This is a genomic window from Streptomyces sp. NBC_00667 (assembly GCF_036226825.1).
GTDB lineage: Bacteria > Actinomycetota > Actinomycetes > Streptomycetales > Streptomycetaceae > Streptomyces.
In genome coordinates this window covers 1,765,419-1,788,857 of record NZ_CP109022.1, presented here as the reverse complement: position 1 = coordinate 1,788,857, position 23,439 = coordinate 1,765,419, and the positions used below count along the sequence as shown (strand labels likewise).

Annotated in this window: 23 protein-coding genes; 13 read left to right on the top strand and 10 right to left on the bottom strand. The window is 71.7% G+C overall.

The window, feature by feature from the left end:
* Positions 1 to 7 precede the first annotated feature (7 nt).
* The 4 genes from OHA81_RS08545 to OHA81_RS08530 all read right to left on the bottom strand — a co-directional run bounded on the left by OHA81_RS08545 (position 8) and on the right by OHA81_RS08530 (position 3,913).
* The gene (locus tag OHA81_RS08545) at positions 8 to 997 is read right to left on the bottom strand and encodes a COX15/CtaA family protein (protein ID WP_329194273.1); all 990 of its coding nucleotides are present in this window, start codon (positions 995 to 997) and stop codon (positions 8 to 10) included.
* Between the two features lie 4 nt (positions 998 to 1,001).
* Positions 1,002 to 2,138, bottom strand: a complete 1,137-nt coding sequence (locus tag OHA81_RS08540) for a hypothetical protein (protein ID WP_329194271.1) — start codon at positions 2,136 to 2,138, stop codon at positions 1,002 to 1,004.
* An 84-nt stretch (positions 2,139 to 2,222) separates the two neighbouring features.
* Positions 2,223 to 2,990, bottom strand: a complete 768-nt coding sequence (locus tag OHA81_RS08535; protein ID WP_329194269.1) for an ABC transporter permease — start codon at positions 2,988 to 2,990, stop codon at positions 2,223 to 2,225.
* Entirely contained in the window at positions 2,987 to 3,913 is a 927-nt protein-coding gene (locus OHA81_RS08530) for an ABC transporter ATP-binding protein (RefSeq protein WP_329194267.1), read from the bottom strand. Before OHA81_RS08530 ends, OHA81_RS08535 begins: the two co-directional genes overlap by 4 nt.
* Before the next feature lie 204 nt (positions 3,914 to 4,117).
* Between OHA81_RS08530 and OHA81_RS08525 the strand changes: the two genes are divergently transcribed.
* The 9 genes from OHA81_RS08525 to OHA81_RS08485 all read left to right on the top strand — a co-directional run bounded on the left by OHA81_RS08525 (position 4,118) and on the right by OHA81_RS08485 (position 12,310).
* A complete protein-coding gene (locus OHA81_RS08525; RefSeq protein WP_329194266.1) occupies positions 4,118 to 4,876 on the top strand; it encodes a helix-turn-helix transcriptional regulator in 759 nt (252 codons plus the stop codon).
* Positions 4,873 to 6,288 carry a Fe-S cluster assembly protein SufB gene (sufB, locus tag OHA81_RS08520; RefSeq protein ID WP_329194265.1) on the top strand — a complete coding sequence of 472 codons (1,416 nt, stop codon included), beginning with the start codon at positions 4,873 to 4,875 and terminating at the stop codon, positions 6,286 to 6,288. The genes OHA81_RS08525 and sufB overlap by 4 nt, the downstream gene beginning before the upstream one ends.
* An 80-nt stretch (positions 6,289 to 6,368) precedes the next feature.
* Positions 6,369 to 7,547 (top strand): Fe-S cluster assembly protein SufD, encoded by a 1,179-nt coding sequence (sufD, locus tag OHA81_RS08515; RefSeq protein WP_329194263.1) that lies wholly within the window; start codon positions 6,369 to 6,371, stop codon positions 7,545 to 7,547.
* Positions 7,547 to 7,864, top strand: a complete 318-nt coding sequence (locus OHA81_RS08510; RefSeq protein ID WP_329194261.1) for a bifunctional 3-phenylpropionate/cinnamic acid dioxygenase ferredoxin subunit — start codon at positions 7,547 to 7,549, stop codon at positions 7,862 to 7,864. Before sufD ends, OHA81_RS08510 begins: the two co-directional genes overlap by 1 nt.
* Positions 7,865 to 7,871: 7 nt before the next feature.
* A complete protein-coding gene (sufC, locus tag OHA81_RS08505) occupies positions 7,872 to 8,636 on the top strand; it encodes a Fe-S cluster assembly ATPase SufC (RefSeq protein ID WP_329194259.1) in 765 nt (254 codons plus the stop codon).
* Complete coding sequence (locus OHA81_RS08500; protein WP_329194258.1) at positions 8,633 to 9,904, top strand: cysteine desulfurase; 1,272 nt, start codon at positions 8,633 to 8,635, stop codon at positions 9,902 to 9,904. The genes sufC and OHA81_RS08500 overlap by 4 nt, the downstream gene beginning before the upstream one ends.
* 52 nt (positions 9,905 to 9,956) lie before the next feature.
* Positions 9,957 to 10,418, top strand: a complete 462-nt coding sequence (gene sufU / locus OHA81_RS08495; protein ID WP_329194256.1) for a Fe-S cluster assembly sulfur transfer protein SufU — start codon at positions 9,957 to 9,959, stop codon at positions 10,416 to 10,418.
* Positions 10,415 to 10,759 carry a metal-sulfur cluster assembly factor gene (locus tag OHA81_RS08490; protein WP_030388904.1) on the top strand — a complete coding sequence of 115 codons (345 nt, stop codon included), beginning with the start codon at positions 10,415 to 10,417 and terminating at the stop codon, positions 10,757 to 10,759. Before sufU ends, OHA81_RS08490 begins: the two co-directional genes overlap by 4 nt.
* A gap of 186 nt (positions 10,760 to 10,945) precedes the next feature.
* Entirely contained in the window at positions 10,946 to 12,310 is a 1,365-nt protein-coding gene (locus tag OHA81_RS08485; protein ID WP_329194254.1) for a hypothetical protein, read from the top strand.
* Positions 12,311 to 12,347: 37 nt separating this feature from the next.
* Here the strand turns inward: OHA81_RS08485 and OHA81_RS08480 are convergent, their stop codons facing one another.
* Positions 12,348 to 13,235 carry a winged helix-turn-helix transcriptional regulator gene (locus tag OHA81_RS08480; RefSeq protein ID WP_329194252.1) on the bottom strand — a complete coding sequence of 296 codons (888 nt, stop codon included), beginning with the start codon at positions 13,233 to 13,235 and terminating at the stop codon, positions 12,348 to 12,350.
* 91 nt (positions 13,236 to 13,326) lie between these two features.
* Here OHA81_RS08480 and OHA81_RS08475 point away from each other — a divergent pair, with 91 nt between their 5' ends.
* Both OHA81_RS08475 and dapD read left to right on the top strand, forming a co-directional pair.
* Positions 13,327 to 14,589: an MFS transporter gene (locus tag OHA81_RS08475; protein WP_329202098.1), complete on the top strand. Its 1,263-nt coding sequence runs from the start codon at positions 13,327 to 13,329 to the stop codon at positions 14,587 to 14,589.
* A gap of 9 nt (positions 14,590 to 14,598) precedes the next feature.
* Positions 14,599 to 15,579, top strand: a complete 981-nt coding sequence (gene dapD, locus OHA81_RS08470) for a 2,3,4,5-tetrahydropyridine-2,6-dicarboxylate N-succinyltransferase (protein ID WP_329194250.1) — start codon at positions 14,599 to 14,601, stop codon at positions 15,577 to 15,579.
* A gap of 106 nt (positions 15,580 to 15,685) precedes the next feature.
* Here dapD and OHA81_RS08465 read toward each other — a convergent pair whose 3' ends face one another.
* A complete protein-coding gene (locus OHA81_RS08465; RefSeq protein ID WP_329194248.1) occupies positions 15,686 to 15,940 on the bottom strand; it encodes a hypothetical protein in 255 nt (84 codons plus the stop codon).
* A 307-nt stretch (positions 15,941 to 16,247) separates the two neighbouring features.
* Entirely contained in the window at positions 16,248 to 18,089 is a 1,842-nt protein-coding gene (locus OHA81_RS08460) for an endonuclease/exonuclease/phosphatase family protein (protein WP_329194246.1), read from the bottom strand.
* A gap of 271 nt (positions 18,090 to 18,360) precedes the next feature.
* On the opposite strand from OHA81_RS08460, the gene OHA81_RS08455 reads away from it, so the two are divergent.
* On the top strand, positions 18,361 to 19,848 hold the full coding sequence (locus OHA81_RS08455; protein ID WP_329194244.1) for a hypothetical protein: 1,488 nt from the start codon (positions 18,361 to 18,363) through the stop codon (positions 19,846 to 19,848).
* 299 nt (positions 19,849 to 20,147) lie between these two features.
* Positions 20,148 to 21,587 (top strand): alkaline phosphatase PhoX, encoded by a 1,440-nt coding sequence (locus OHA81_RS08450; RefSeq protein ID WP_329194243.1) that lies wholly within the window; start codon positions 20,148 to 20,150, stop codon positions 21,585 to 21,587.
* A 74-nt stretch (positions 21,588 to 21,661) separates the two neighbouring features.
* Here OHA81_RS08450 and OHA81_RS08445 read toward each other — a convergent pair whose 3' ends face one another.
* From OHA81_RS08445 to OHA81_RS08435, 3 genes are all read right to left on the bottom strand, one after another.
* The gene (locus OHA81_RS08445) at positions 21,662 to 21,838 is read right to left on the bottom strand and encodes a hypothetical protein (RefSeq protein WP_329194241.1); all 177 of its coding nucleotides are present in this window, start codon (positions 21,836 to 21,838) and stop codon (positions 21,662 to 21,664) included.
* Positions 21,839 to 21,940: 102 nt separating this feature from the next.
* Entirely contained in the window at positions 21,941 to 23,155 is a 1,215-nt protein-coding gene (locus OHA81_RS08440) for a TerD family protein (RefSeq protein ID WP_329194239.1), read from the bottom strand.
* A gap of 52 nt (positions 23,156 to 23,207) precedes the next feature.
* Positions 23,208 to 23,426, bottom strand: coding sequence for a hypothetical protein (locus tag OHA81_RS08435; RefSeq protein WP_329194237.1), 219 nt, complete (start codon positions 23,424 to 23,426; stop codon positions 23,208 to 23,210).
* Positions 23,427 to 23,439 lie beyond the last annotated feature (13 nt).

The window sequence follows — 23,439 nt, the reverse complement described above, 5'->3', positions numbered from 1 at the left end:
CCGCGGCTCAGACGGCGGAGAGCTGGCTGTCGCCCTGGGCGGGGATTCCCGCCCGCTCCACCGCCCGCTCGCGCAGGCTGAGCACCACGCGCACGACCGAGATCCACACCAGGCAGGAGCCCAGCATGTGCACGGCGACCAGCACCTCGGGCACGTGGGTGAAGTACTGGACGTAGCCGACGGCGCCCTGGGCGAGCAACACGACCAGCAGGTCGCGGGCGCGCGCCCGGGTGTCGGCGGGGGCGTCCGCCACCCGCAGCACCAGCCACACCGCCAGCGCGAGCGCGCACACCACCCAGGCGGACACGGCGTGGACGTGCGCGGTGGCCGCCCAGTCGAACGGCATCCGCTTGATCTCGCTGCTGTCACCCGCGTGCGGGCCGGAACCGGTGACCACCGTGCCCGCCGCGATCAGGACCAGGGTCGCCGCGACCAGGGCCCAGGAGAGCCTGCGCACGGGGGCAGGGACGCGGGGCCGGGGGGCGGTGTCGCCCTCGGCGGTGCGCTGCCAGGTGACGGTGGTGACCGTGAGCAGGGAGGTGGCGAGCAGGAAGTGCCCGGCCACGCTGTACGGGTTCAGCCCGGTGAGCACGGTGATGCCGCCGAGGACCGCGTTGCCCATCACGAGGGCGAACTGGAGCCAGCCGAGCCTGGTGAGCGAACGGCGCCACGGCTTGGCGGAGCGGGCGGCGAGGATGCACCAGCCGACGGCCGCGCACAGCACGTACGTCAGCATGCGGTTGCCGAACTCGACCGCACCGTGGAATCCCTGTTCCTGGGTGACGATCAGGCTGTCGCCGGTGCACTTGGGCCAGGTATCGCAGCCGAGACCGGATCCGGTCAGCCGCACCGCGCCGCCGGTGACGACGATGGCCACGCTCATGAGGAGCGCGGCGAACGCGGCCCGCCGGACGGTCCGGGGTGACGGTGTCCAGCGGCTGGCGAGGAAGGCGAGGGGGTTCAACACGGCCCCTATCGTAGGCCGCGCCTTGTGCAAACTTTCACGAGGGGGTACCCCCGGGTGCGTCGGGGCCGATGACCAGGCGGAACTTGGCGCCCGCCGGGTCGCCTTCCTCGTGCCACCACACCCGCACGCGCCACAAGCCCTCGTCGCCCGGGTACTGCGCCGACGCCATGAAGGCGCGGATCAGCTCGGCCGCCACCTCCTCGGCCGTCCGGTCGCGGACCTCCGCCGCGCCCTGCCAGAGCCGGTCCGGTACCGTCCACAGCCCATCGGCGCCGCGCACCTCGATGCGCCACACCGCGAGCCAGGGCGTGACCTCCAGCTTCGTGGCGACCTGCTCGGGCTCCAGGCCCAGCCGGGCGGCGATCTCCGCTTCCGGGGCGCCCTGGATCCGGGCGGCCACCACGGCCCGGGGCAGCAGCCGCTCGGGCAGCAGGCCCTGGGCGCGCAGACCGGCGAGGGAGTCGAAGGACAGGTGGCGCAGCCGCAGTTCCAGCTGGCGGCCGATGTGGTCGAGGGCGCCCTCCGCCTCCTGCGCCTCCTCCTCGTCCGGCCCGGACAGCAGGATCCGGCGGAACCCGGCCTCCGCGTCCACCGCCCAGGCCACCGCGTCGTCGGCGAAGCCCAGTTCGGCGAGGCGGTCCCCGAGGAACACCTTGGCCTGCGCCAGGCCGCGCCGGTTGACCGGATCGTGCTGGTCGAGGCCGGCCCAGACCTCGACGGCGGCCCGGGTCACCTCACGCGCCCGCTCGCCGGCCGCCCGCTCCATGGGGCTCGGGCCGCTCTCCCCGGCCGCGCCGAGGGGATAGCGGGGCAGCCGGTCGGCGTCGCTCAGCGGCCAGGCCAGCCAGACGCCCTGGTTGATCAGCGACCGGGCGTACCAGCGGGCGTACTCGGGGTCGTGCCCGGCCGCCTGCCCGGCGTGCCGGAGTGCTTCCTCGATGGCGGACAGGGCCCCCGCCCGGTCCCCGGCGGCGAAGCGACGGGCCGCGAGGTCACCCAGGCGCAGGCCCAGCCGCGCGGCGCACTCGGCGTCGGTGCGGGCGGGCTCGCGCAGCGCGCCGATCAGCTCGGCGAGCAGCCGGTCGGCCTCTTCGGGCCCGGCGTGCGCCGCCCCCGAACGGACCCTCGCCCACTGCTGGTCCAGCCGTAGAACGGCTTCCCGCTGCCCCATGCCGCGCCCCCGGTGTCCTGGTGTGCGTCGCCGATGTGTGGCGGTGCCCATCCTCGTGCCCGGACAACGAACGGGGGAAGGGATTCACTCCCAGCGGAAGAACCGGGCCGCGGCGCCGAGCCCCAGGACCGACCAGCAGGCCAGGACGGCCGTGTCGCCCCAGGGCAGCGCCGCCCCGTTGCGGAGCACCTCGCGCAGCCCGTCCGACAGCGCCGATATGGGCAGCAGTTCCAGTACGGAGCGCACCGCGTCCGGGAACTTCTCCAGCGGCACGATCACCCCGCCGCCGACCAGCAGCAGCAGGAAGACCAGGTTCGCGGCGGCCAGGGTCACCTCGGCCTTGAGCGTGCCCGCCATCAGCAGCCCGAGCCCCGAGAAGGCGGCGGTGCCCAGCAGGAGCAGTACGGCGACCGCGAGCGGGTTCCCGTGCGGCGACCAGCCCAGCGCCAGGGCGATCACCGTGAGCAGGGCGACCTGGAGCACCTCGGTGACCAGCACCGACAGGGTCTTGGCGGCCATCAGGGCCCGGCGCGGCAGCGGAGAGGCGCCGAGCCGCTTGAGCACCCCGTAGCGCCGGTCGAATCCGGTGGCGATGGCCTGGCCGGTGAAGGCGGTGGACATCACGGCGAGCGCGAGGACGCCGGGCGCGAGGAAGTCGACGGACTTGCCGGCGCCGGTGTCGAGGATGTCCACGGACGAGAACAGCACCAGCAGCAGCGCCGGGATGATCACGGTCAGCAGCAGCTGTTCGCCGTTGCGCAGCAGCATCCGCGTCTCCAGCGCGGTCTGCGCCCGGATCATCCGCATCAGGGGCGCGGCCGCGGGCCGGGGGGTGAACGTACCGGCGCTCATGCGCGCAGCTCCTTGCCCGTGAGTTCCAAGAAGACGTCTTCGAGGGTGTGCCGCTCGACCGTGAGGCTGTCGGGCATCACCCCGTTCTGCGCGCACCAGGACGCGACGGTCGCCAGCAGCTGCGGGCCGACGTCACCGGTGACCCGGTAGACGCCCGCGGTGAGCTCGGCGGCCCGGGTGCCGTCGGGCAGGGCCTTGAGCAGCGAGGCCAGGTCCAGGGAGGGGCGGCCGGTGAAGCGCAGGGTGTTCTCGGCGCCGCCGCGGCACAGCAGCTCGGGGCTGCCGTGGGCGATCACCTTGCCGGCGTCCACGATGGCGACCTCGTCGGCGAGCTGTTCGGCCTCGTCCATGTGGTGCGTGGTGAGGACGACGCTGACGCCGTCGGCGCGCAGTTCGCGTACGAGGTCCCAGGTCGCGCGGCGGGCCTGGGGGTCGAGGCCGGCGGTCGGCTCGTCCAGGAAGACCAGCTCGGGGCGGCCCACGACGGCCATGGCCAGGGCCAGGCGCTGCTGCTGGCCGCCGGAGAGCCGGCGGTAGGGGGTGCGTCCGCAGCTGCCGAGTCCGAGGCGTTCCACCAGGGCGGGCACGTCGAGGGGGTCGGCGTAGAGGCCGGCCATGTGGCGCAGCATCTCCACGGCGCGGGCGCCGGAGTAGACGCCGCCGGACTGGAGCATCACGCCGATCCGCGGGCGCAGGGCCGGGCCCTGGGCGAGCGGGTCGAGACCGAGGACGCGTACCGTGCCGGCGTCGGGGCGGAGGTAGCCCTCGCAGGTCTCCACGGTGGTGGTCTTGCCCGCGCCGTTGGGGCCGAGGACGGCGGTGACCGAGGCCCTGCGGACGGTGAGGTCGAGGCCGTCCACCGCGGTTTTCGGCCCGTACCGCTTCACCAGTCCGCGGATCTCCACGGCGGGGTCGTTACTCATGCGGGTGAGTCTACGGAGGGCCGGACGGCCGTCCGGGCCGTGGGGTGGAGGGGGCCGGAACTCGCCCTCACGTGCGGCTTTGAGTGATCTTTAGACAAAATTAGGTAACCCTTAGTGACGGAGGACACCAGGAGTGGCGTCCGTCACCGCTTGTACGGCTCGGAGTAATTACGCAACAATGGCGTTGTGAAATACGGCGCACGGATGATCGAGACCCCTCAGGGGGAGCTCGCAACCGGGGAGCGGTCAACCCGCGACCGGGTCGCGCGCTCCATCCTGGACCACGGTCCGTCCACCGTCGCCGACCTGGCGCAGCGCCTCGGCCTCACCCAGGCCGCCGTACGCCGTCACCTCGACGCACTCGTCGCCGACGACGTGGTCGCACCCCGCGAGCAGCGCGTCTACGGAGCCCGCACCCGGGGCCGGCCCGCCAAGGTCTTCGCGCTCACCGACTGCGGCCGCGACGCCTTCGACCAGTCCTACGACTCGCTCGCCGTGGACGCCATGCGCTGGATCGCGCAGGCCGCCGGCGGGGGCGAGCAGGGAGAGGCGGCCGTCGCCGCCTTCGCGAGGGCGCGCATGGCCGCACAGGCGGAGGCCTACCGGGAATCCCTCGAGGCGGCCGCTCCTGCGGAGCGCACGGAGGCCCTGGCCAAGGCGTTGACCGCGGACGGGTACGCTGCTACGGCGAAGAGCGCTCCCGGTCCGCACAGCGGTGAACAGCTCTGCCAGCACCACTGCCCGGTGGCTCACGTAGCCGAGCAGTTCCCGCAGCTCTGCGAGGCGGAGACCGAGGTCTTCTCCCGCCTGCTGGGGACACACGTGCAGCGACTCGCCACGATCGCCCACGGCGACGGGGTGTGCACGACGTTCATTCCGCGAAGCGGAAGCGCCGGCCCCACAGGCGCCGCACAGACCGACACATCAGTATCTGCAAGCACGGCCGGGAGGAACCCCGCATGACCACGGAGACTGCTCACCCTGAGCTCGATGGCCTGGGCACCTACGAATACGGCTGGGCCGACTCCGACGCGGCCGGTGCCGCTGCCAAGCGGGGTCTGTCCGAAGAGGTCGTCCGCGACATCTCCGCCAAGAAGTCCGAGCCGGAGTGGATGCTGAACCTCCGCCTCAAGGGCCTCAAGCTGTTCGCCAAGAAGCCCATGCCGAACTGGGGCTCCGACCTCTCCGGCATCGACTTCGACAACATCAAGTACTTCGTGCGCTCCACCGAGAAGCAGGCCGCTTCCTGGGAGGACCTGCCGCAGGACATCAAGAACACCTACGACAAGCTCGGCATCCCCGAGGCGGAGAAGCAGCGCCTCGTCGCCGGTGTCGCGGCCCAGTACGAGTCCGAGGTCGTCTACCACCAGATCCGCGAGGACCTGGAGGAGCAGGGCGTCATCTTCCTCGACACGGACACCGCGCTCAAGGAGCACCCGGAGCTCTTCCAGGAGTACTTCGGCACGGTCATCCCGGTCGGCGACAACAAGTTCGCCTCGCTGAACACCGCCGTGTGGTCGGGCGGCTCGTTCATCTACGTCCCCAAGGGCGTCAAGGTCGACATCCCGCTCCAGGCCTACTTCCGCATCAACACGGAGAACATGGGCCAGTTCGAGCGGACGCTGATCATCGTCGACGAGGACGCGTACGTCCACTACGTCGAGGGCTGCACCGCCCCGATCTACTCCTCGGACTCGCTGCACAGCGCCGTGGTCGAGATCATCGTCAAGAAGGGCGGCCGCTGCCGCTACACGACCATCCAGAACTGGTCGAACAACGTCTACAACCTGGTCACCAAGCGCGCCGTGGCGTACGAGGGCGCGACCATGGAGTGGATCGACGGCAACATCGGCTCCAAGGTCACCATGAAGTACCCGGCCGTCTACCTGATGGGCGAGCACGCCAAGGGCGAGACCCTGTCCATCGCCTTCGCGGGCGAGGGCCAGCACCAGGACGCCGGCTCCAAGATGGTCCACATGGCGCCGCACACCTCCTCCAACATCGTCTCCAAGTCGGTGGCACGGGGCGGCGGCCGCACCTCGTACCGCGGCCTGGTCGAGATCGGCGAGGGCGCGCACGGCTCGAAGTCCAACGTGCTGTGCGACGCGCTGCTGGTCGACACGATCTCCCGCTCGGACACGTACCCGTACGTGGACGTGCGCGAGGACGACGTCTCCATGGGCCACGAGGCCACGGTCTCCAAGGTCTCCGATGACCAGCTCTTCTACCTGATGAGCCGCGGTCTGACGGAGTTCGAGGCCATGGCCATGATCGTGCGCGGCTTCGTCGAGCCCATCGCGCGTGAGCTGCCCATGGAGTACGCGCTGGAGCTGAACCGGCTGATCGAGCTGCAGATGGAGGGCTCGGTCGGTTAGTCCCGACCGGCCGTCCGGCCATCCCAGCACAATCTTCGACGTAGGCAGCGCTTCAAAAGAGAGTGAGCAACACGACAGCCATGGCTGAGGCTCAGAACATCCCGGCGGGCTCGACCACCGCCGGCGCGATCGCGGTGGCCGCAGAGTCCACCGTCGCCACCCGGATGAGTGCACCCCCGTCCTTCGACGTGGCGGACTTCCCCGTCCCCCACGGCCGCGAGGAGGAGTGGCGCTTCACCCCGCTGGCGCGCCTGCGTGGTCTGCACGACGGCACCGCGGTCGCAGAAGGCACGATGAAGGCCCAGATCGACGCCCCCGACGTCGTCACGATCGAGTCGGTCGAGCGCGATGACGCCCGCATCGGCAAGGCGGGCGCCCCCGTGGACCGCGTCGCCGCCCAGGCGTTCTCGTCCTTCACCAAGGCCACGGTCGTCACCGTGCCCAAGGAAGCCGTCCTGGACGAGCCGGTGCGCGTCTCGCTGCACGGCGAGGGTGGCACCACCTTCGGCCACACCGTCTTCGACGTGCAGGCCTTCGCCGAGGCCGTCATCGTCATCGACCACACCGGTGACGGCGTACGCGCCGCCAACGTCGAGTTCCTCGTCGGCGACGGCGCGAAGCTCACCGTCGTGTCCGTGCAGGACTGGGACGACACCGCCGTCCACTGCTCGCAGCACAACACGCTGGTCGGCCGGGACGCGAGCTACAAGTCGATCGTCGTCACCTTCGGCGGCGACGTCGTACGCCTGCACCCGCGGGTCAGCTACGCCGGCCCCGGCGGTGAGGCCGAGCTGTTCGGCCTGTACTTCACGGACGCCGGCCAGCACCAGGAGCACCGCCTCCTGGTCACGCACGACGCCCCGCACTGCAAGTCGAACGTGGTCTACAAGGGCGCGCTCCAGGGCGAGGACGCCCACGCCGTCTGGATCGGTGACGTGCTCATCCAGAAGAGCGCCGAGGGCACCGACACGTACGAGATGAACCGCAACCTCGTCCTCACGGACGGCGCCCGGGTCGACTCGGTGCCGAACCTGGAGATCGAGACCGGCGAGATCGTCGGCGCCGGCCACGCCTCCGCGACCGGCCGGTTCGACGACGAACAGCTCTTCTACCTCCAGGCCCGGGGCATCCCGGCCGACGAGGCCCGGCGCCTGGTCGTGCGCGGCTTCTTCGCCGAGCTCGTCCAGCAGATCGGTGTCCCCGACATCGAGGAGCGCCTGCTCACCAAGATCGAAGCCGAGCTCCAGGGTTCCGTCTGATGACCTACGTCAAGGCCTGCGCCCTGAGCGAGCTGGAGGACAACACCCCGAAGAGGGTGGAGCTCGACGGCACGCCGGTGTCCCTCGTCCGCGCCGAAGGGGAGGTGTTCGCGATCAACGACATCTGCTCGCACGCGAACGTCTCGCTCTCGGAGGGCGAGGTCGAGGACTGCATGATCGAGTGCTGGCTGCACGGCTCGTCCTTCGACCTGCGCACCGGAAAGCCGTCCGGCCTGCCCGCGACGCGCCCCGTCCCCGTATACCCCGTAAAGATCGAAGGGGACGACGTGCTCGTCTCCCTCACCCAGGAGTCCTGAGGTATCCATGGCAACGCTTGAAATCCACGACCTGCGCGTCTCCGTCGAGGCCGAAAACGGCGCCCGCGAGATCCTCAAGGGCGTCGACCTCACCGTCAAGCAGGGTGAGACGCACGCCATCATGGGTCCCAACGGCTCCGGCAAGTCCACGCTGGCGTACTCGCTGGCCGGTCACCCGAAGTACACCATCACCGGTGGCACCGTGACCCTCGACGGCGAAGACGTCCTGGAGATGTCCGTCGACGAGCGCGCCCGCGCCGGCGTCTTCCTCGCCATGCAGTACCCGGTCGAGGTCCCCGGCGTCTCGGTCTCCAACTTCCTGCGCACCTCCGCCACCGCGATCCGCGGCGAGGCGCCGAAGCTGCGCACCTGGGTGAAGGAGGTCAAGTCCGCCATGGAGCAGCTCCAGATGGACCCCGCCTTCGCCGAGCGCAACGTCAACGAGGGCTTCTCCGGCGGTGAGAAGAAGCGCCACGAGATCCTCCAGCTGGAGCTCCTCAAGCCGAAGATCGCCATCCTCGACGAGACCGACTCCGGCCTCGACGTCGACGCCCTGCGCATCGTCTCCGAGGGCGTCAACCGGGTCCGCGAGACCGGCGAGGTCGGCACCCTGCTGATCACCCACTACACGCGCATCCTGCGCTACATCAAGCCCGACTTCGTGCACGTGTTCGCGAACGGCCGCATCGCCGAGTCCGGTGGCGCCGAGCTCGCCGACCAGCTGGAGGCCGAGGGCTACGACAAGTACGTGAAGGGTGGCGCGACCGCGTGACACAGCTGCCTGGCCTCCTCACCGGCACTCATCTGCTTGACGAGGCGATCCGCAAGGACTTCCCCCTGCTGGATCGTGTGGTCCACGACGGGAAGAAGATCGTCTACCTGGACAACGCGGCGACCTCACAGAAGCCCCGCCAGGTCCTCGACGCGTTGAACGAGTACTACGAGCGGCACAACGCCAACGTCCACCGTGGCGTGCACGTGCTCGCAGAGGAGGCCACGGCGCTGTACGAGGGCGCCCGCGACAAGGTCGCCGCCTTCATCAACGCACCGAGCCGCGACGAGGTGATCTTCACCAAGAACGCCTCCGAGTCGCTCAACCTGGTCGCGAACATGCTCGGCTGGGCCGACGAGCCCTACCGGGTCGACAGCGACACCGAGATCGCCATCACCGAGATGGAGCACCACTCCAACATCGTGCCGTGGCAGCTGCTCTCGCAGCGCACCGGCGCGAAGCTCAAGTGGTTCGGCCTGACCGACGACGGCCGGCTCGACCTCTCGAACATGGAAGAGGTCATCACGGAGAAGACGAAGATCGTCTCCTTCACGCTGGTCTCCAACATCATGGGCACGGTCAACCCGGTCGACCAGATCGTCCGGCGCGCGCAGGAAGTCGGCGCGCTCGTGCTGATCGACGCCTCGCAGGCCGCCCCGCACATGCCGCTGGACGTGCAGGCGCTCGGCGCCGACTTCGTGGCCTTCACCGGCCACAAGATGTGCGGCCCGACCGGCATCGGCGTCCTGTGGGGCCGCCAGGAGCTCCTGGAGGACCTGCCCCCGTTCCTCGGCGGCGGCGAGATGATCGAGACGGTGTCGATGCACGCCTCGACGTACGCTCCCGCGCCGCACAAGTTCGAGGCGGGTACGCCCCCGATCGCCCAGGCCGTCGGCCTCGGCGCGGCCGTGGACTACCTGACCGCGATCGGCATGGACAAGATCGCCGCTCATGAGCACGCGCTCACCGAGTACGCGGTCAAGCGCCTCGCCGAGGTGCCCGACCTGCGGATCATCGGCCCCACCACGGCCGAGGACCGCGGCGCCGCGATTTCCTTCGTCCTCGGGGACATCCACCCGCACGATGTCGGGCAGGTGCTGGACGAGCAGGGCATCGCCGTCCGCGTGGGGCACCACTGCGCGCGCCCGGTCTGCCTGCGCTACGGAATTCCCGCGACGACGCGAGCGTCTTTCTACCTGTACTCCACTCCCGCCGACGTCGACGCGCTGATCGACGGGCTGGAGCACGTACGGAACTTCTTCGGGTGACGAAAAGTCGGACGACGAAGAGGCGGACGACGATGAGGCGGACGAGGACGCTGTGAAGCTGGATTCGATGTACCAGGAACTGATCCTGGACCACTACAAGCACCCGCACGGGCGTGGCCTGCGCGACGGCGACGCCGAGGTGCACCACGTCAATCCCACCTGTGGCGATGAGATCACGCTGCGTGTGAAGTACGACGGCGAGACGCTCACCGACGTCTCGTACGAGGGCCAGGGCTGTTCGATCAGCCAGGCCAGCGCGTCCGTACTGAACGAGCTGCTCGTCGGCAAGGAGCTGGCCGACGCGCGGAAGATCCAGGAAATGTTCCTGGAGATGATGCAGTCCAAGGGCAAGATCGAGCCCGACGAGGCCATGGAGGAGGTGCTGGAGGACGCGGTCGCGTTCGTCGGCGTCTCCAAGTATCCGGCGCGGGTGAAGTGTGCTCTGCTGAGTTGGATGGCGTGGAAGGACGCGACCGCCCAGGCCCTGGGCGACGCCGAGAGGAAGACGGCATGACCGAGAACGCGACGCCCGAGGCGTCGATCAAGCCGGCCACCGAGGAAGAGGTCCGTGAGGCCCTCTACGACGTGGTCGACCCCGAGCTGGGCATCGACGTCGTCAACCTGGGCCTGATCTACGGCATCCACATCGACGACGCCAACATCGCCACCCTCGACATGACGCTGACGTCGGCGGCCTGCCCGCTGACGGACGTCATCGAGGACCAGGCGAAGTCGGCGACGGACGGCATCGTCAACGAGCTCCGGATCAACTGGGTCTGGATGCCGCCGTGGGGCCCCGACAAGATCACTGACGACGGTCGTGAGCAGCTGCGCGCGCTCGGCTTCAACGTCTGAGTCCCGTCTGCGTTCCGCGTACGCGGGAGGGCCCCCGGCACCATCGTGCCGGGGGCCCTCCGCGTCCGTGCGGGCGGTCCGTGTTCTTCCCGTGGTCGGCCCGCGTGCACCGGGAGTTGGCCGCGGTGGCCGAACCTTCGCGACGGACGTCACGAGGTGGCGGACGCACACGAGAGGACCCTTCGGATGAAGAAGCAGCTGGGCACCGCCGCGATCGCGGCGCTGGTCGTCGCCGGGGCGGCCCTGCCCGCGCACGCGGTGACGTACGGTACGCCGACCCTCACCCTTTCCTCGTCCTACCTGTCCGGCGCCGTCGGCGGGGTCGGTGACCAGACCGTCTCCGTGACCGTTGGGCAGAGCGGCGCCGACGTGTCCGCGCTGACCGTCAGCGCCTCCGCGTCCAGCAGGGCCTCCGTCGCCGGCCCCGGTGACGTCACGGTCACCGGGGCCGGCGCGGTGCGGCAGCTCGCCGTCACCGCGCGGGGCCGCGGCTACACCGACCTGACCGTCAAGGTGACCGGACTCGGCGGCAAGACCGCCACCAAGACCCTGTCCTACGCGGCCTCCGCCGCGGTGCAGGATCCCGCCGACGCCCGCTACCTCAGCGGCGCCTCGGACTCCTCGGCCGCCGTGGACGTCGGCGGCGGGTACACCGTCGTCGCCGACGACGAGAACAACGTGCTGCGCCTGTACGACCGCGCCCGCTCCGCCGCGCCGGTGCGGACCTGGGACTTCAGCTCCCAGCTCGGTGTCACCAAGGAGGTGGACATCGAGGGGGCGACCCGGATCGGCAACACCGTCTACTGGACCGGCTCGCTCGGCAACAACAAGGACGGCGAGTACAAGGCGCCCCGGAACACGGTCTTCACCACCACCGTCAGCGGCTCGGGCTCCGGCACGCAACTGGCGTACGGACGCTCGTACAAGAAGCTCCGCGACGACCTGGTGGCCTGGGACGAGGCGAACGGGAACCGGTACGGCTTCGCCGCCGGCACCGCGGCCGGCGAGGCGCCCAAGCAGATCGACGGTTTCAACGCCGAGGGGCTGGAGTTCGCGCCCGGCTCCACGACCACCGCCTACCTGGGGTTCCGGGCCCCGCTGGCGCCCGCCGTGCCGGGCGGCAAGGCGCTGCTCGTGCCGGTGACCAACTTCGACGAGGTGCTCTCCAGCGGCGCCAAGGCGGTCTTCGGCAGCGGCGTCGAGCTCGACCTGGGTGGGCTCGCCGTCCGGGACATCCGCAAGAACGCGGCGGACCAGTACCTGATCCTGGCCGGCTCCTGGGCCGCCGACGACAACTCCGACCCGTACGCCCTCTACCAGTGGGACGGGGTCGCCGGCCACGCCCCGGTCAAGCGCGCCGACCTGCCGACGACCGACCCCGGCGGCTGGGAGGCCATCGTGGAGGTGCCGGACCTGTCGCTCCCGGGCGCACGGGTGCAGCTGATCACGGACAGCGGGTCGGCGGACCTGTACGGCGACGGGGTCGAGGCCAAGGACCTGACGCACCCGGAGTGGAAGAAGGCGCGCACGGCCTGGTTCACGCTGAACTAGCCTCGTGCTGCGTACGACGGGCCGGGCCGGCCGGGACTCAGGCCGGCCCGGGACCTGTTGAGCGCACCGCGGCGAGGGCCGCCCGGACGCTCGCCTCGATGTCCCGGATCGGGTAGAACACCTCGCGTACCGTGCGCTCCCGGTCCACCACCAGGGTCAGCCGCTTCATCCGGCTCACCCCCGCCGCCCGGAAGGTCGGCAGCCGAAGGGCCGCCACCAGCTCCAGCCCGGCGTCTGAGAGCAGCGGGAACCGCAGCCGCTCCGCCTCCGCGAACTCCCGCTGCTCGTCGGGGCGCTGGGTGGACACCCCGTGGACCGTCGCCCCCGCCGCGGTGAACTCCGCCAGCTGGTCGCGGTACGTGCACGACTCCAGCGTGCAGCCCTTCGCCCCCGGGATCCCCGCCCAGCCCGGAGGGTAGGACTCCGCGCGGGCGTACGCGCCCGGGAAGCAGTACAGGACGGTGAACGGCGTGTCGGCCACCGGGTCGCGCAGCTCCCCGAAGCGGTCCGGCAGCAGCAGGTCCGGCAGTCGCGTGCCGCGCAGCGCGTGCACCCGTACCGCCTCGCGCGAGGCTTCGTCGGTCGTCGCCGTCATCTCTCCCTCTCCGAGGATCCAGGTGTCGCCCCAGTCCTGGAGGGCGACCAGTACCGGCAGCAGGCCCCGCCCCCGCGGGGTCAGCCGGTACTCGTGCCGTACCGGGCGTTCCTGGTACGGCACGCGCACCAGCACCCCGGCTTCCACGAGCAGTTTCAGCCGCTCGGCGAGCACCTTGCGGGACATGCCCAGCTCGCGTTGGAACTCCTCGAAGCGGTGCACGCCGCGCGCGGCGTCGCGCACGATCAGCAGCGTCCACCAGTCCCCGACGACGTCGAGGGCCTGGGCGATGGAGCAGTCCGCGTCGCCGAGGGCGGTGCGCTGGGCCATGGGAACTCCTTTGTCCGTTGACCCGAGGCTGCCATGCTGACATAGTCCGTTCCCAAAAGGAACTGACTCGGGGGTGGCTGTGCCGCAGGGGATCAAAGACGTGCCGAGAACGGTCTGGCTGCTGGCCGCGGGGGTGTTCGTCAACGCCGTCGTCAGCTTCACGTTCGTCTTCGTCTTCCTGTACCTGTCCGGCCCGCGCGGTCTGGGCGCGGCCCAGGCGGGGATCGTCGTCGGCATCGCAGGCGTCGGCATGGTCGCCGGGAACTTCACCGGAGGCTGGTACGGCGACCGCTTCGGCCACCGCCGGGTCCTCTTGGCCGCGGCATGTCTCGGCGGCCTCACCCTCATGGCCTTCCCGCTGCTGTCCACACCGCTGCTGTACGCCGCCCTGCCCGTGGCCCAGTACGCCTCAGGCGTGATCCGCGCCGCCAACTCCGCGCTGGTCGCCGTCACCGTGCCCGAGGGGGCCCGCCGGCAGGCCTTCGCCGTGGTGCGCTGCGTCTCCAACGGGGGCTTCACCGTCGGGCCGCCGCTGGGGGCCCTCGTCGCGAGCGCCTTCTCCTACGACTGGCTCTTCGTCGCCGACGGGATCGGCACCCTCCTCTTCGCCGTCTGGACCGCCCGCGTCGTCCCGGCCCGCGGCGCCTCCTCCCGGGCTGCCGCGGCCCCGCACGGGGGTGGGGGCCGCGGCATCAGGGGCGAGTTGCGGGCGAGGCCGGCCGTGCTCGTCCTGCTCGTGGCGATCTTCGTCACCGACCTCGTCTACCGCCAGCAGTACGGCACCTTCCCGGTCTTCCTCGCCGACCACGGCCTCGACGTCAGCGCGTTCGGGCTGGTCATCGCCCTCAACGGGGGAGTCGTCCTGTTGCTGGAACTGCCCGCCGCGCTCGCCCTGCGCAACCGGCCGCCGCTGCCCGTCATCGCCGCCGGGCTGCTGTTGGTCGGCGCCGGGTACGCCGCGCTGATGGCCGGGGCGGGCGCGGCGAGTGCCGTCACCATGATGGTGCTGGTGAGCCTCGGGGAGATCCTCTACAAGACCACCGCCACCGCCTACGTCGCCGACCAGGCGCCCGAGCACGCGGCCGGGCGCTTCCAGAGCCTGTACGCCGGGGTCTCGGTCAGCGGGGTCGTCCTCGGCGCACCGTTGGGCGGAGCGCTGTACTCCGCCGCGCCCGGCCTGCTCTGGCCCCTGTGCGCGGCGCTGGCGGCGGGCGCCGGAGCCGCGGTGTTCCGGGCGTCGGCGCGGCAGGTGCGACGGGAGGGCGCGGGCCGGGGCGACGGCCGCGGCGCCGGGGGCGACACAGCGCGCCCGGCACATGAGACCGGTTCGCAACCGCAGGCCCTGGCCGGTTAGGTTTCGGATATGACTGCTACGCGTACCACCGGCGCCGTCGCCGCCGGACTTGCCACCTTCGCCGCCGACGGCACCGTCCTCGACACCTGGTTCCCCGCCCCCGAGCTGGTCGCCGAGCCCGGCCCGGCCGGCACCGAGCGCCTCACCGCCGAGCGGGCCGTGGAGCTCCTGGGCGAGGCCGCGGCCAAGGCCATCGGGCCGGACGCGCGCCGCGGCGTCGAGGTCGTAGCCGTCCGCACCGTGATCGCCTCGCTCGACGACAAGCCGCTGGACGCGCACGACGCGTACCTGCGCCTGCACCTGCTCAGCCACCGCCTGGTCAAGCCGCACGGCCAGAACCTGGACGGCCTCTTCGGCCTGCTCGCCAACGTCGCGTGGACCTCCCTGGGCCCGGTCGCCGTCGACCAGGTGGAGACCGTCCGGCTGAACGCCCGCGCCGAAGGCCTGCACCTCCAGGTCACCTCGATCGACAAGTTCCCGCGGATGACGGACTACGTCGCCCCCAAGGGCGTGCGCATCGCCGACGCCGACCGGGTCCGCCTCGGCGCGCACCTCGCCGAGGGCACCACCGTCATGCACGAGGGCTTCGTCAACTTCAACGCCGGCACGCTCGGCACCTCCATGGTCGAAGGCCGCATCTCGGCGGGCGTCGTGATCGGCGACGGCTCCGACATCGGCGGCGGCGCCTCCACCATGGGCACCCTCTCCGGCGGCGGCAAGCAGATCATCTCGATCGGCGAGCGCTGCCTGGTCGGCGCGGAGGCGGGCGTCGGCATCGCGCTGGGCGACGAGTGCATCGTCGAGGCCGGCCTCTACGTGACCGCGGGCACCCGCGTCACCCTCCCGGACGGCCAGATCGTCAAGGCGCTGGAGCTCTCGGGCGCCAGCAACATCCTCTTCCGCCGCAACTCGGTCACCGGCGCCGTCGAGGCCCGCCCGAACAACGCGGTCTGGGGCGGCCTGAACGAGGTCCTGCACAGCCACAACTGATCCGGCACCACTGATCGGCACAACCGGTCCGGTTCCGGCCGGTACGCGCGAACGCCCTCCCACACCCCCGAGCGGGGTGGGAGGGCGTTCGCGCGTGACCGGGTGGTCAGTGGAGGGCGATGGTGCGGACCAGGCCCGCGAAGGCCCGTTCCTCCTCCTCGGTCAGCTCGACCGTCTCCAGCGGGTGGCCGGCCGGGCCGCGCTGGCCCGGGATGGCCGCGAGGCCCTCGCGCACGCCCGGCTCCGGCGGGTGGAACCGGCCGTCCCACAGCATGCGGCCGAGGCCCATGACCCAGACCAGCGCGGCCACCAGGAGTACGGCCAGGCCGATTTCCCGGGCGAGGGAGAGGGAGGGGAGCACGCGGTCCTCCGGGGGTGCGGGCGGACGGGATCGGGCGTGGGCCGGGCGTCTGCCCGGCGCGGGTGGAGCGGCCTGGCGGTGGTCACCCTTGCGTCAGGCGTGGGGACACTCAACACCACAACCCGCCCCGAACGGGTACGGATGTGGCGAGCGTCACGCCAGGGGTGAAAGTCCCCATCTCGCCGCCCGCCCGCCCGGTCCGCCGGCCGGGAGAACGGGCGGACGGGCCCGGCACGTCGCGATCCGGCCCCCGTGCGGGGCGGGCGGCCCGGGCGGGAGAGCACACCCGGCCGCCCGCGGTCCGCGGTTACGGGCGGAAGCGCAGCACCTGCGGGTCGTGGTCGCTGTTCTGGGCGGAGAACTCGGCGTTGATGTGCACGCTGTCGTACCAGAAGTTCTTGACCGCCGGGCTCGTCAGGATCTGGTCCAGCACCTGGGCGTTGCCCTGGTAGACGTAGGAGTAACGTTCCGCCTTCGGCAGCGACTTGATCGCCGAGTACAGCACGCCGCCGTCCTCCAGCGCCTTTGCCGTACCCGAGAACTCGAAGTCGTTGATGTCGCCGACCGCGAGGACCTCGGCGTTCTTCTCCGTCGCCAGGATCTCCTTGACGAAGCCGTTCACCGCCTGCGCCTGGAGCAGCCGCTTGGTCTCCGAGGACCGCACCGGCGGCTGGTGCACCGAGGTCAGACCCTCGTCGCCGCCCTTCGAGGCGAAGTGGTTGGCGATCACGAAGACCGTCCTGCCGCGGAAGACGAACTCGCCCGCCAGCGGCTTGCGGCTGTCGGCCCACGCCGGGTTCGCCGGGTCGATCCGGCCGGGGGAGTGGGTCAGGGCGGCGTGGCCCTTCTCCGACATCACGCCGGTCGCGGTCGTGGAGTCGCCCGCCGCGCGGTCGGTGAAGGAGACGCGGGCCGGGTTGAAGAGGAACACCTGGCGGATGTTGCCGCCGGGCTCGCCGCCGTCCTTGTTGTTCTCCGGGTTGATGGTCCGCCACTGGTAGGCCGGGCCGCCCGCCGCCGTGATGGCGGCGGTGAACTTGGTCAGCGTCTGCTCCGCAGAGACGGTGCCGTCGTTCTTGGCGCCGTTGTCGTCCTGGATCTCCTCCAGCGCCACGATGTCGGGGGAGGCGAGGTTCTCGACGACCGCCTTCGCCAGGTTGTCGAACTTCGTCTGCGGGTCGGACGGGTCGAGGTTCTCGACGTTGTACGTCGCCACCGCCAGCTCGCCCGGCGCCTGCGCCTTGGTCTTCTCGGGGGCCAGCGTGCCCGGCCGCACCTGCCCGAGGGTGCGCGCGACCAGCGTGTAGCCGCCGAACTGGTTGAAGTCGAGCGGGCCTTCGGTGGTGCCGGTCAGCTTGTCGCCGACGTTCGCCACCGGGAAGGGCTGCTGGGCGAGGGGCGCCAGCTGCTGGATCTGGAGCCGGCCGGTGTTCTGGGACTCGTAGGAGCCGTAGAGCGTGCCGCCGCGCTTGGCGGTGTTCTCCCAGCCCTTCACCGTCACCCACAGCTCTGCGTAGGGGTCGGTGGCGCCGACGACGCGCGAGGTGCCGATGGCGACGTTCATGCCCTCAAGGGACTCGTAGTAGTCCAGGGCGTACCGCGAGGGGTCCAGCGCCAGGCCGTTGATGCTGCCGCCGGCGGCCGCGTCACCCGCCGGGGCGTACTCGGCGGGGACGCTGTACTCGTTGATCGCGACGGCCTCGGGCAGCGCGTTGCCGGAGGACACCACGGTGACGGCCGGCTTGGAGATCTGGGTGACCGACTGGTTGCCGGAGGAGACCCCGCCCGGGACGTACTCGCCGACCGTGCCGTTGACCTTGACGGCGTCGCCGACCGCGACGGTCGGCACCGAGCTCGTGAAGACGAAGACGCCCTCGCTGGTGGCGGCGTTGTCGTCGGCGTCCGGGTCCTGCATCCAGAAGCCGCGCGAGCCGTACGTGCGCACGCCGGTGACGATGCCCTCGACGCCGGTGACCTGCTTGCCGGCGAGCGGGGATATCCGGGTGGTGCCCTGGATGTCGTGGATGCGTACCGGATCGGCGGACGCGGCGCCCTCGGCCGCGTCGGCGGAACCCGCGAGCAGGCCGGTGGCCAGGGCCGTGGCGACGAGGGCCGCGATGGCGGCGGAACGGGGGTGCGTGGAGCGCATGGGCAGGAACTCCGGTGTGTGGAGGAGGGGGAACCCGGGGAATCCGGGGGCTCCCGGAATCGTGTGGAGGGGTGGTGCTCAGGTCTTCGCTACATCTACGCGCGTCAATTTCCTGCGTGAGGCGTGAAGTTGTCAAGGTCTCCAGGGAAGACGGCACCTGACTGTGGGATGAACCAAAGGCGTTGGCCCCCTGGCCGTGCCCGATATGCGTCTACGCTGGGCGTCGCCGTCCGGCCGACGGTCCCACCGCGTCCACGAGGAGAACCGCCCCATGTCCGCAGAGCCGCACCCCACGCTGCCGCCGGTACGGCTGCACTCCGATGCGGAACTGGCCCGCGACGCCCTCGTCGCACCCCTGTTCGCCCGGGCCGTACGCCTCGCGCGCTGGGCCGGCCCCGACACGCGCGTCGAGGTCGGCGGCGAACTGGCCGCCGACCAGCTGCCGCAGGCCGCGGCCGCACTCGGACTCGACCCGGGCGACCCGGACGGCCCGGTGCACGCGAGCCAGGCCTGGCGGGTCGCCGTGGACACCGGCCTGGTGGACGTGACCGAACCCGAAGAGGACGCGGACGGGACCGGTCCCGTGACCGGTCACGGGACCGCCGAGCCCGGCGAGGACCTCGCGCTGATCACCGGGGGCGCGCCCGGCGACGTACTCGACCTGTGGCTGGCCGCCCTGGACACCGTCCTCGCGGACGCGGCCGTCCCCGACCTGGACGACCTCGTCGACGCCCTGGACGACGGCGGGGACATCGACTTCGACCGCCTCGACTGGAACCCGGCGCGCGAGGCGGACTTCCTCGACGGGGTCCTCGCCAACCTCTACCTGCTCACCGCCTCCGAGGGCGGCGCCGGGGAAGGCCCGGTGCCGCTGCCCGTCCTCGCCGCTTCGATGGTCGTCCCGGACGACATGGGCGACCCCACCGACGCCGTACTGGAACAGGTCTCCGACGCGATGATGCGCCTGGACGACCAGTTCCGGCAGCTGGAGCCCATCGGACTGGTCGAGTTCCGGCCCGTGGACGAGGAGCTGATGGCCGAGGCGGGCGACGAGGAGATGCTCCCGGACCCGGCCGGGGCGGACGAGGAGGACATCGCGCGCTACGGGATGGTACGGCTGACCGCCCTCGGCCTGTACGGCGTCCGCGCCCGCATGCGCGAAGCGGGGGTGGAGGCGCCCGCCATCGGTGAACTGGCCGACAAGGGTGCGGACGCGCTGCTGGCGGCCGTCTCCCACTACCCGGAGCACGCGGCGCAGGCGGAGATCGAGCAGTGGCTGGCCGGGCGCGAGCCGGCGACGGCGGTGGCCGAACTGCTGGAGGCGGCCCGGGGCGACGACGAAGGGGCCCCGCTGCGCCGGCTGCGCTGCCAGCAGGCCCTCGCCCCGGCCGGACCCGAGGCGGAACCCGCGGTCCGGGCGGTGCTGGACGATCCGCGCCTGGGCGGGCTCGCGCGGGTGTGGCTGGCCGAGCGCGGGGCGAAGGACGTACCGGCACCGGACGGGGCGATGGTGTTCTGGCTGACGGTCGACACGATCGCGGCGCAGCTGGCGGCGGACGGTGAGGCGGAGGAACTGCCGCTGCTGATGCAGAGCCTGACGGGCCACCACGCGGGGTTCTTCGACGAGGTCTGGCGGGTGGAGCACCCGGCGACGGCGGAGGTCCTGGAGGCGATGGGCCGGCTGCACCCCGACAAGAAGGCGGCCAAGGAAGCCAAGAAGGCGGCGTTCAAGGCCCGCTCCCGCCCCCGCCGCCGGTGACGCGCCGCGCGGGCGACGGGCCCCGGTCCTGACGGCCCCGGTTCTGACGGGCCCCGTTCTGACGGGCCGGGGGCGACCCGGCGCCCGGGTCGCCCCCGCTCCGGCGTTCCAGGCGGGGCCCCGCCCCGCCGCCGAGGGGCCTACAACACGCCGATCACCGGCCGGAGTTCGCCATTCCGGGCTGTGGCCAAGGGTCAGTCGGTTTTCGGGGGTAGTTCAGCCGCCGTTCACGTGCGGGCGGGAGCGTGTGCGCCGACGACCGTACGACAGGCGCACCACCGCCCACCCCTGGAGCCACGATGTCCCTCAGCCGTAGAGACTTCACCGCCCGCACCGTCATCGCCGGCGCGGGAGTCGCACTCACCGGGACCGTCGGCGCCCTCGCCACCGCCCCCGGGGCGCTGGCGGCCGACGACACCGCCCGGCAGGACGAGCACGGCCGCCCGCACGAACCCGGCTACGGCCCGCTCGTCTCCGACCCGGCCGGGATCCTGGCCCTTCCGGCCGGGTTCGCCTACCGCGTCATCACCCACAGCGGCGTGACGAAGCTCGACTCCGGCGAGATCACCCCCTCCAACCACGACGGCACGGCCGCCTTCGAGGGCCACCGCGGGGTCACCCTCCTCGTCAACAACCACGAGCTGAAGGGCCCCCGCTCGGGCTGGGCCCACCCGGTCCCCCTGACCGAGGGCCTCGTCTACGACCCGGCGGCCTCCGGCGGCTGCACGGTCGTCGAGGTCCGCCGCGGCGGCGAGGTCGCCGAATGGGTCGGCATCGCCGGTACGTCCACCAACTGCGCGGGCGGTGCCACCCCCTGGGACACCTGGCTGACCTGCGAGGAGACCGAGGACCTGGCCGGCAAGAACGGGATGACCAAGGACCACGGCTACGTCTTCGAGGTCGACCCGCACGACCGCCGCGCCAACCGCGACCCCGAGCCGGTCAAGGCGTTCGGCCGGTACGCCCACGAGGCGGTCGTCATCGACCCCCGCCAGGGGCACGCCTACCTGACCGAGGACGCCTCCGGCCCCAACGGGCTGCTCTACCGCTGGACCCCGCCGAAGGGCTTCCACCACGGGCGCGGCAAGCTCCGTACGCTCGCCCCCGACGCCGGCGTGCTCGCGGCGGCCAAGTGCTTCGACAGCACCGGGCGGTTCGTGGACGACCTCTCGCGGGCGACGCAGACCGGCACCGTGTACGGGGTCGACTGGGTGGAGGTGCCGGACCGGGACGCGCGCACGACGTCGGTCCGCAAGCAGTTCGGGGCGGACGCCGTGACCCGGGCGCGCAAGTTGGAGGGCATGTGGTGGGCCGACGGGGGCGCGTACTTCGTCTCCTCCTACGCGCGCTCCGAGAGCCCGGGCGCCGCGCACGACGGCCAGGTGTGGTTCTACGACCCGAAGCGGCGCACGATCCGGCTGATGGTCCTGCTCGGGGTGAACGCGGACCCGTCCAAGGACGGCGCCTTCGACGGGCCCGACAACATCACGGTGTCCCCGTACGGCGGACTGGTCATCGCGGAGGACGGCCAGGGCGTCCAGCACCTGCTCGGTGCGACGGAGTCCGGCCGCACCTACCCGCTCGCCCGCAACGAGATGAACATGGGGACGGCCGAAAGCCCCGAGTACTCGGAGTTCACCGGCGTCTGCTTCTCACCGGACGGGCGCACCCTGTACGCGAACATCCAGGAGCCGGGGATCATGCTGGCGATCACCGGGCCCTGGCGGCGCACCCGCTGACAGGCGCGCCCCGGACGCCGGGCGGCGACGCCGGCGGACGGCCGGGCCCTTGCGGCCCGGCCGGCTACCGGCCCCTACAGGGCCGGGGCGGCCTCCGCGCCGGAGGCCGCGGCCCATTCCTCAAGCAGGAATTCGTATGCCTCGGAGGGCCACTCGTCGTCCACCCGGGTCTCGACGAGGTGCCGGATCGCCGCGTTCGCCTCTGCGGCGGACGGGCGGGCCGGACCCGCGGGCTCAAGTGTCTTCTGCATGAGTACAAGGCTACGGGCGGCCACTGACAGTCACCCCCCATTTAGGGGTGGCATCCCTCACCCGGCCCGGCCGCCGGTTGCGCAATGTGGCCGCCCACCTGCTCAGAGTGCCTCAGCGGCCGGTTTGACCATGCCCCGCACTGTGCGGGACTTCACAAAGTCACCCATGGCCGTCATCTCCCACTCGCCGCTGAACTGCTTGATCAACTTGGCCATCATGACGCCCGTCTGCGGCTCCGCGCCGGTGAGGTCGAAGCGGACCAGCTCCTCGTCACTCGCCGCATCGATGAGGCGGCAGTAGGCCTTCGCCACCTCGGTGAACTTCTGGCCCGAGAAGGAGTTGACGGTGAAGACCAGGCCGGTGGCCTCGGCGGGCAGCCGGCCGAGGTCCACGACGATGACCTCGTCGTCCCCGGCACCCTCGCCGGTCAGGTTGTCGCCCGAGTGCTTGACGGCTCCGCCGAGGATCGAGAGCTTGCCGAAGTAGCAACTGTCGATGTGGTTGCGCTGCGGGCCGTAGGCGATGACGGACGCGTCGAGGTCGATGGCCCGGCCGCCGAACGCCGGCTCCCAGCCGAGGCCCATCTTCACCTGGGAAAGCAGCGGGCGGCCCCCCTTGACGAGGGAGACGGTCTGGTTCTTCTGGAGGCTGACCCGCCCCTTGTCGAGGTTGATCTTCCCGGTACCGGCGGGTGCGGCTGCCGGCGCCGGCGGCGTCAGGGGCGCCGCGGGCGCCGCCGCGGGCATCGGCGGGGCGACGGCGGGGGCCGCGGCGACCGGCGGGGCGGTCGCGGCGGGGGCGGCCGCGGGGGGCTCCTCGTCCACCGAGACCCCGAAGTCCGTGGCGATGCCGGCGAGGCCGTTGGCGTACCCCTGGCCCACGGCGCGCACCTTCCACACGCCGCCGCGCTGGTACACCTCCACCACCACGAGGGCGGTCTCCGCGCCGAGCTGCGGCGGTGTGAACGTGGCGATCACAGCGCCGCTCGCCGCGTCCCGCACGGTGGCGGTGGGTTCGATGCCCTGGAAGGTCTGCCCGGCGGCGTCCGGGCTCGCCGTCACCACGATCCGCTCGATGCCCGGGGGCAGGGCGGCGGTGTCGACGGTGATCGAGTCCGGCGCCGAGCCGCCGCCGGACCGGTAGTCCACGCCCGGTCCGGACGGCTGGTTGTAGAAGATGAAATCGGCGTCGGAGCGCACCTTGCCGTCCGCCGTGAGGAGGAGCCCCGAGACGTCGAGACGCACCGGGGCAGCCACGTCGACCGTCACGCGGACGGTGTGGAGCGGCAGGTTGGAACCAGGGGTCATAGCGGTCATGCCCGGAGAACGACCGGCACCGCTTTGCCGTTCCCTTACCCTCGCAGGATTCTCAGCCCCGGTTGCGCGGGTGGTCGCGGGCCGCGCGCTCGTTGCCGAACTTGTAGGAGCCGGTCCAGCGGGCCATGACCAGCTGGGCGTCGCCCGACTCCACCTCGGCGAGGAACTTCTCGGCCCGGGCCCCCCGCAGGGTGCCCGCGGCCCGGCCCCGGTGCGTGACGACGACGCGGTCGCCCTGTCTCTCGTACGTGAACCCGTGCGGCTTCGGCATGGGCGGCAGCCTG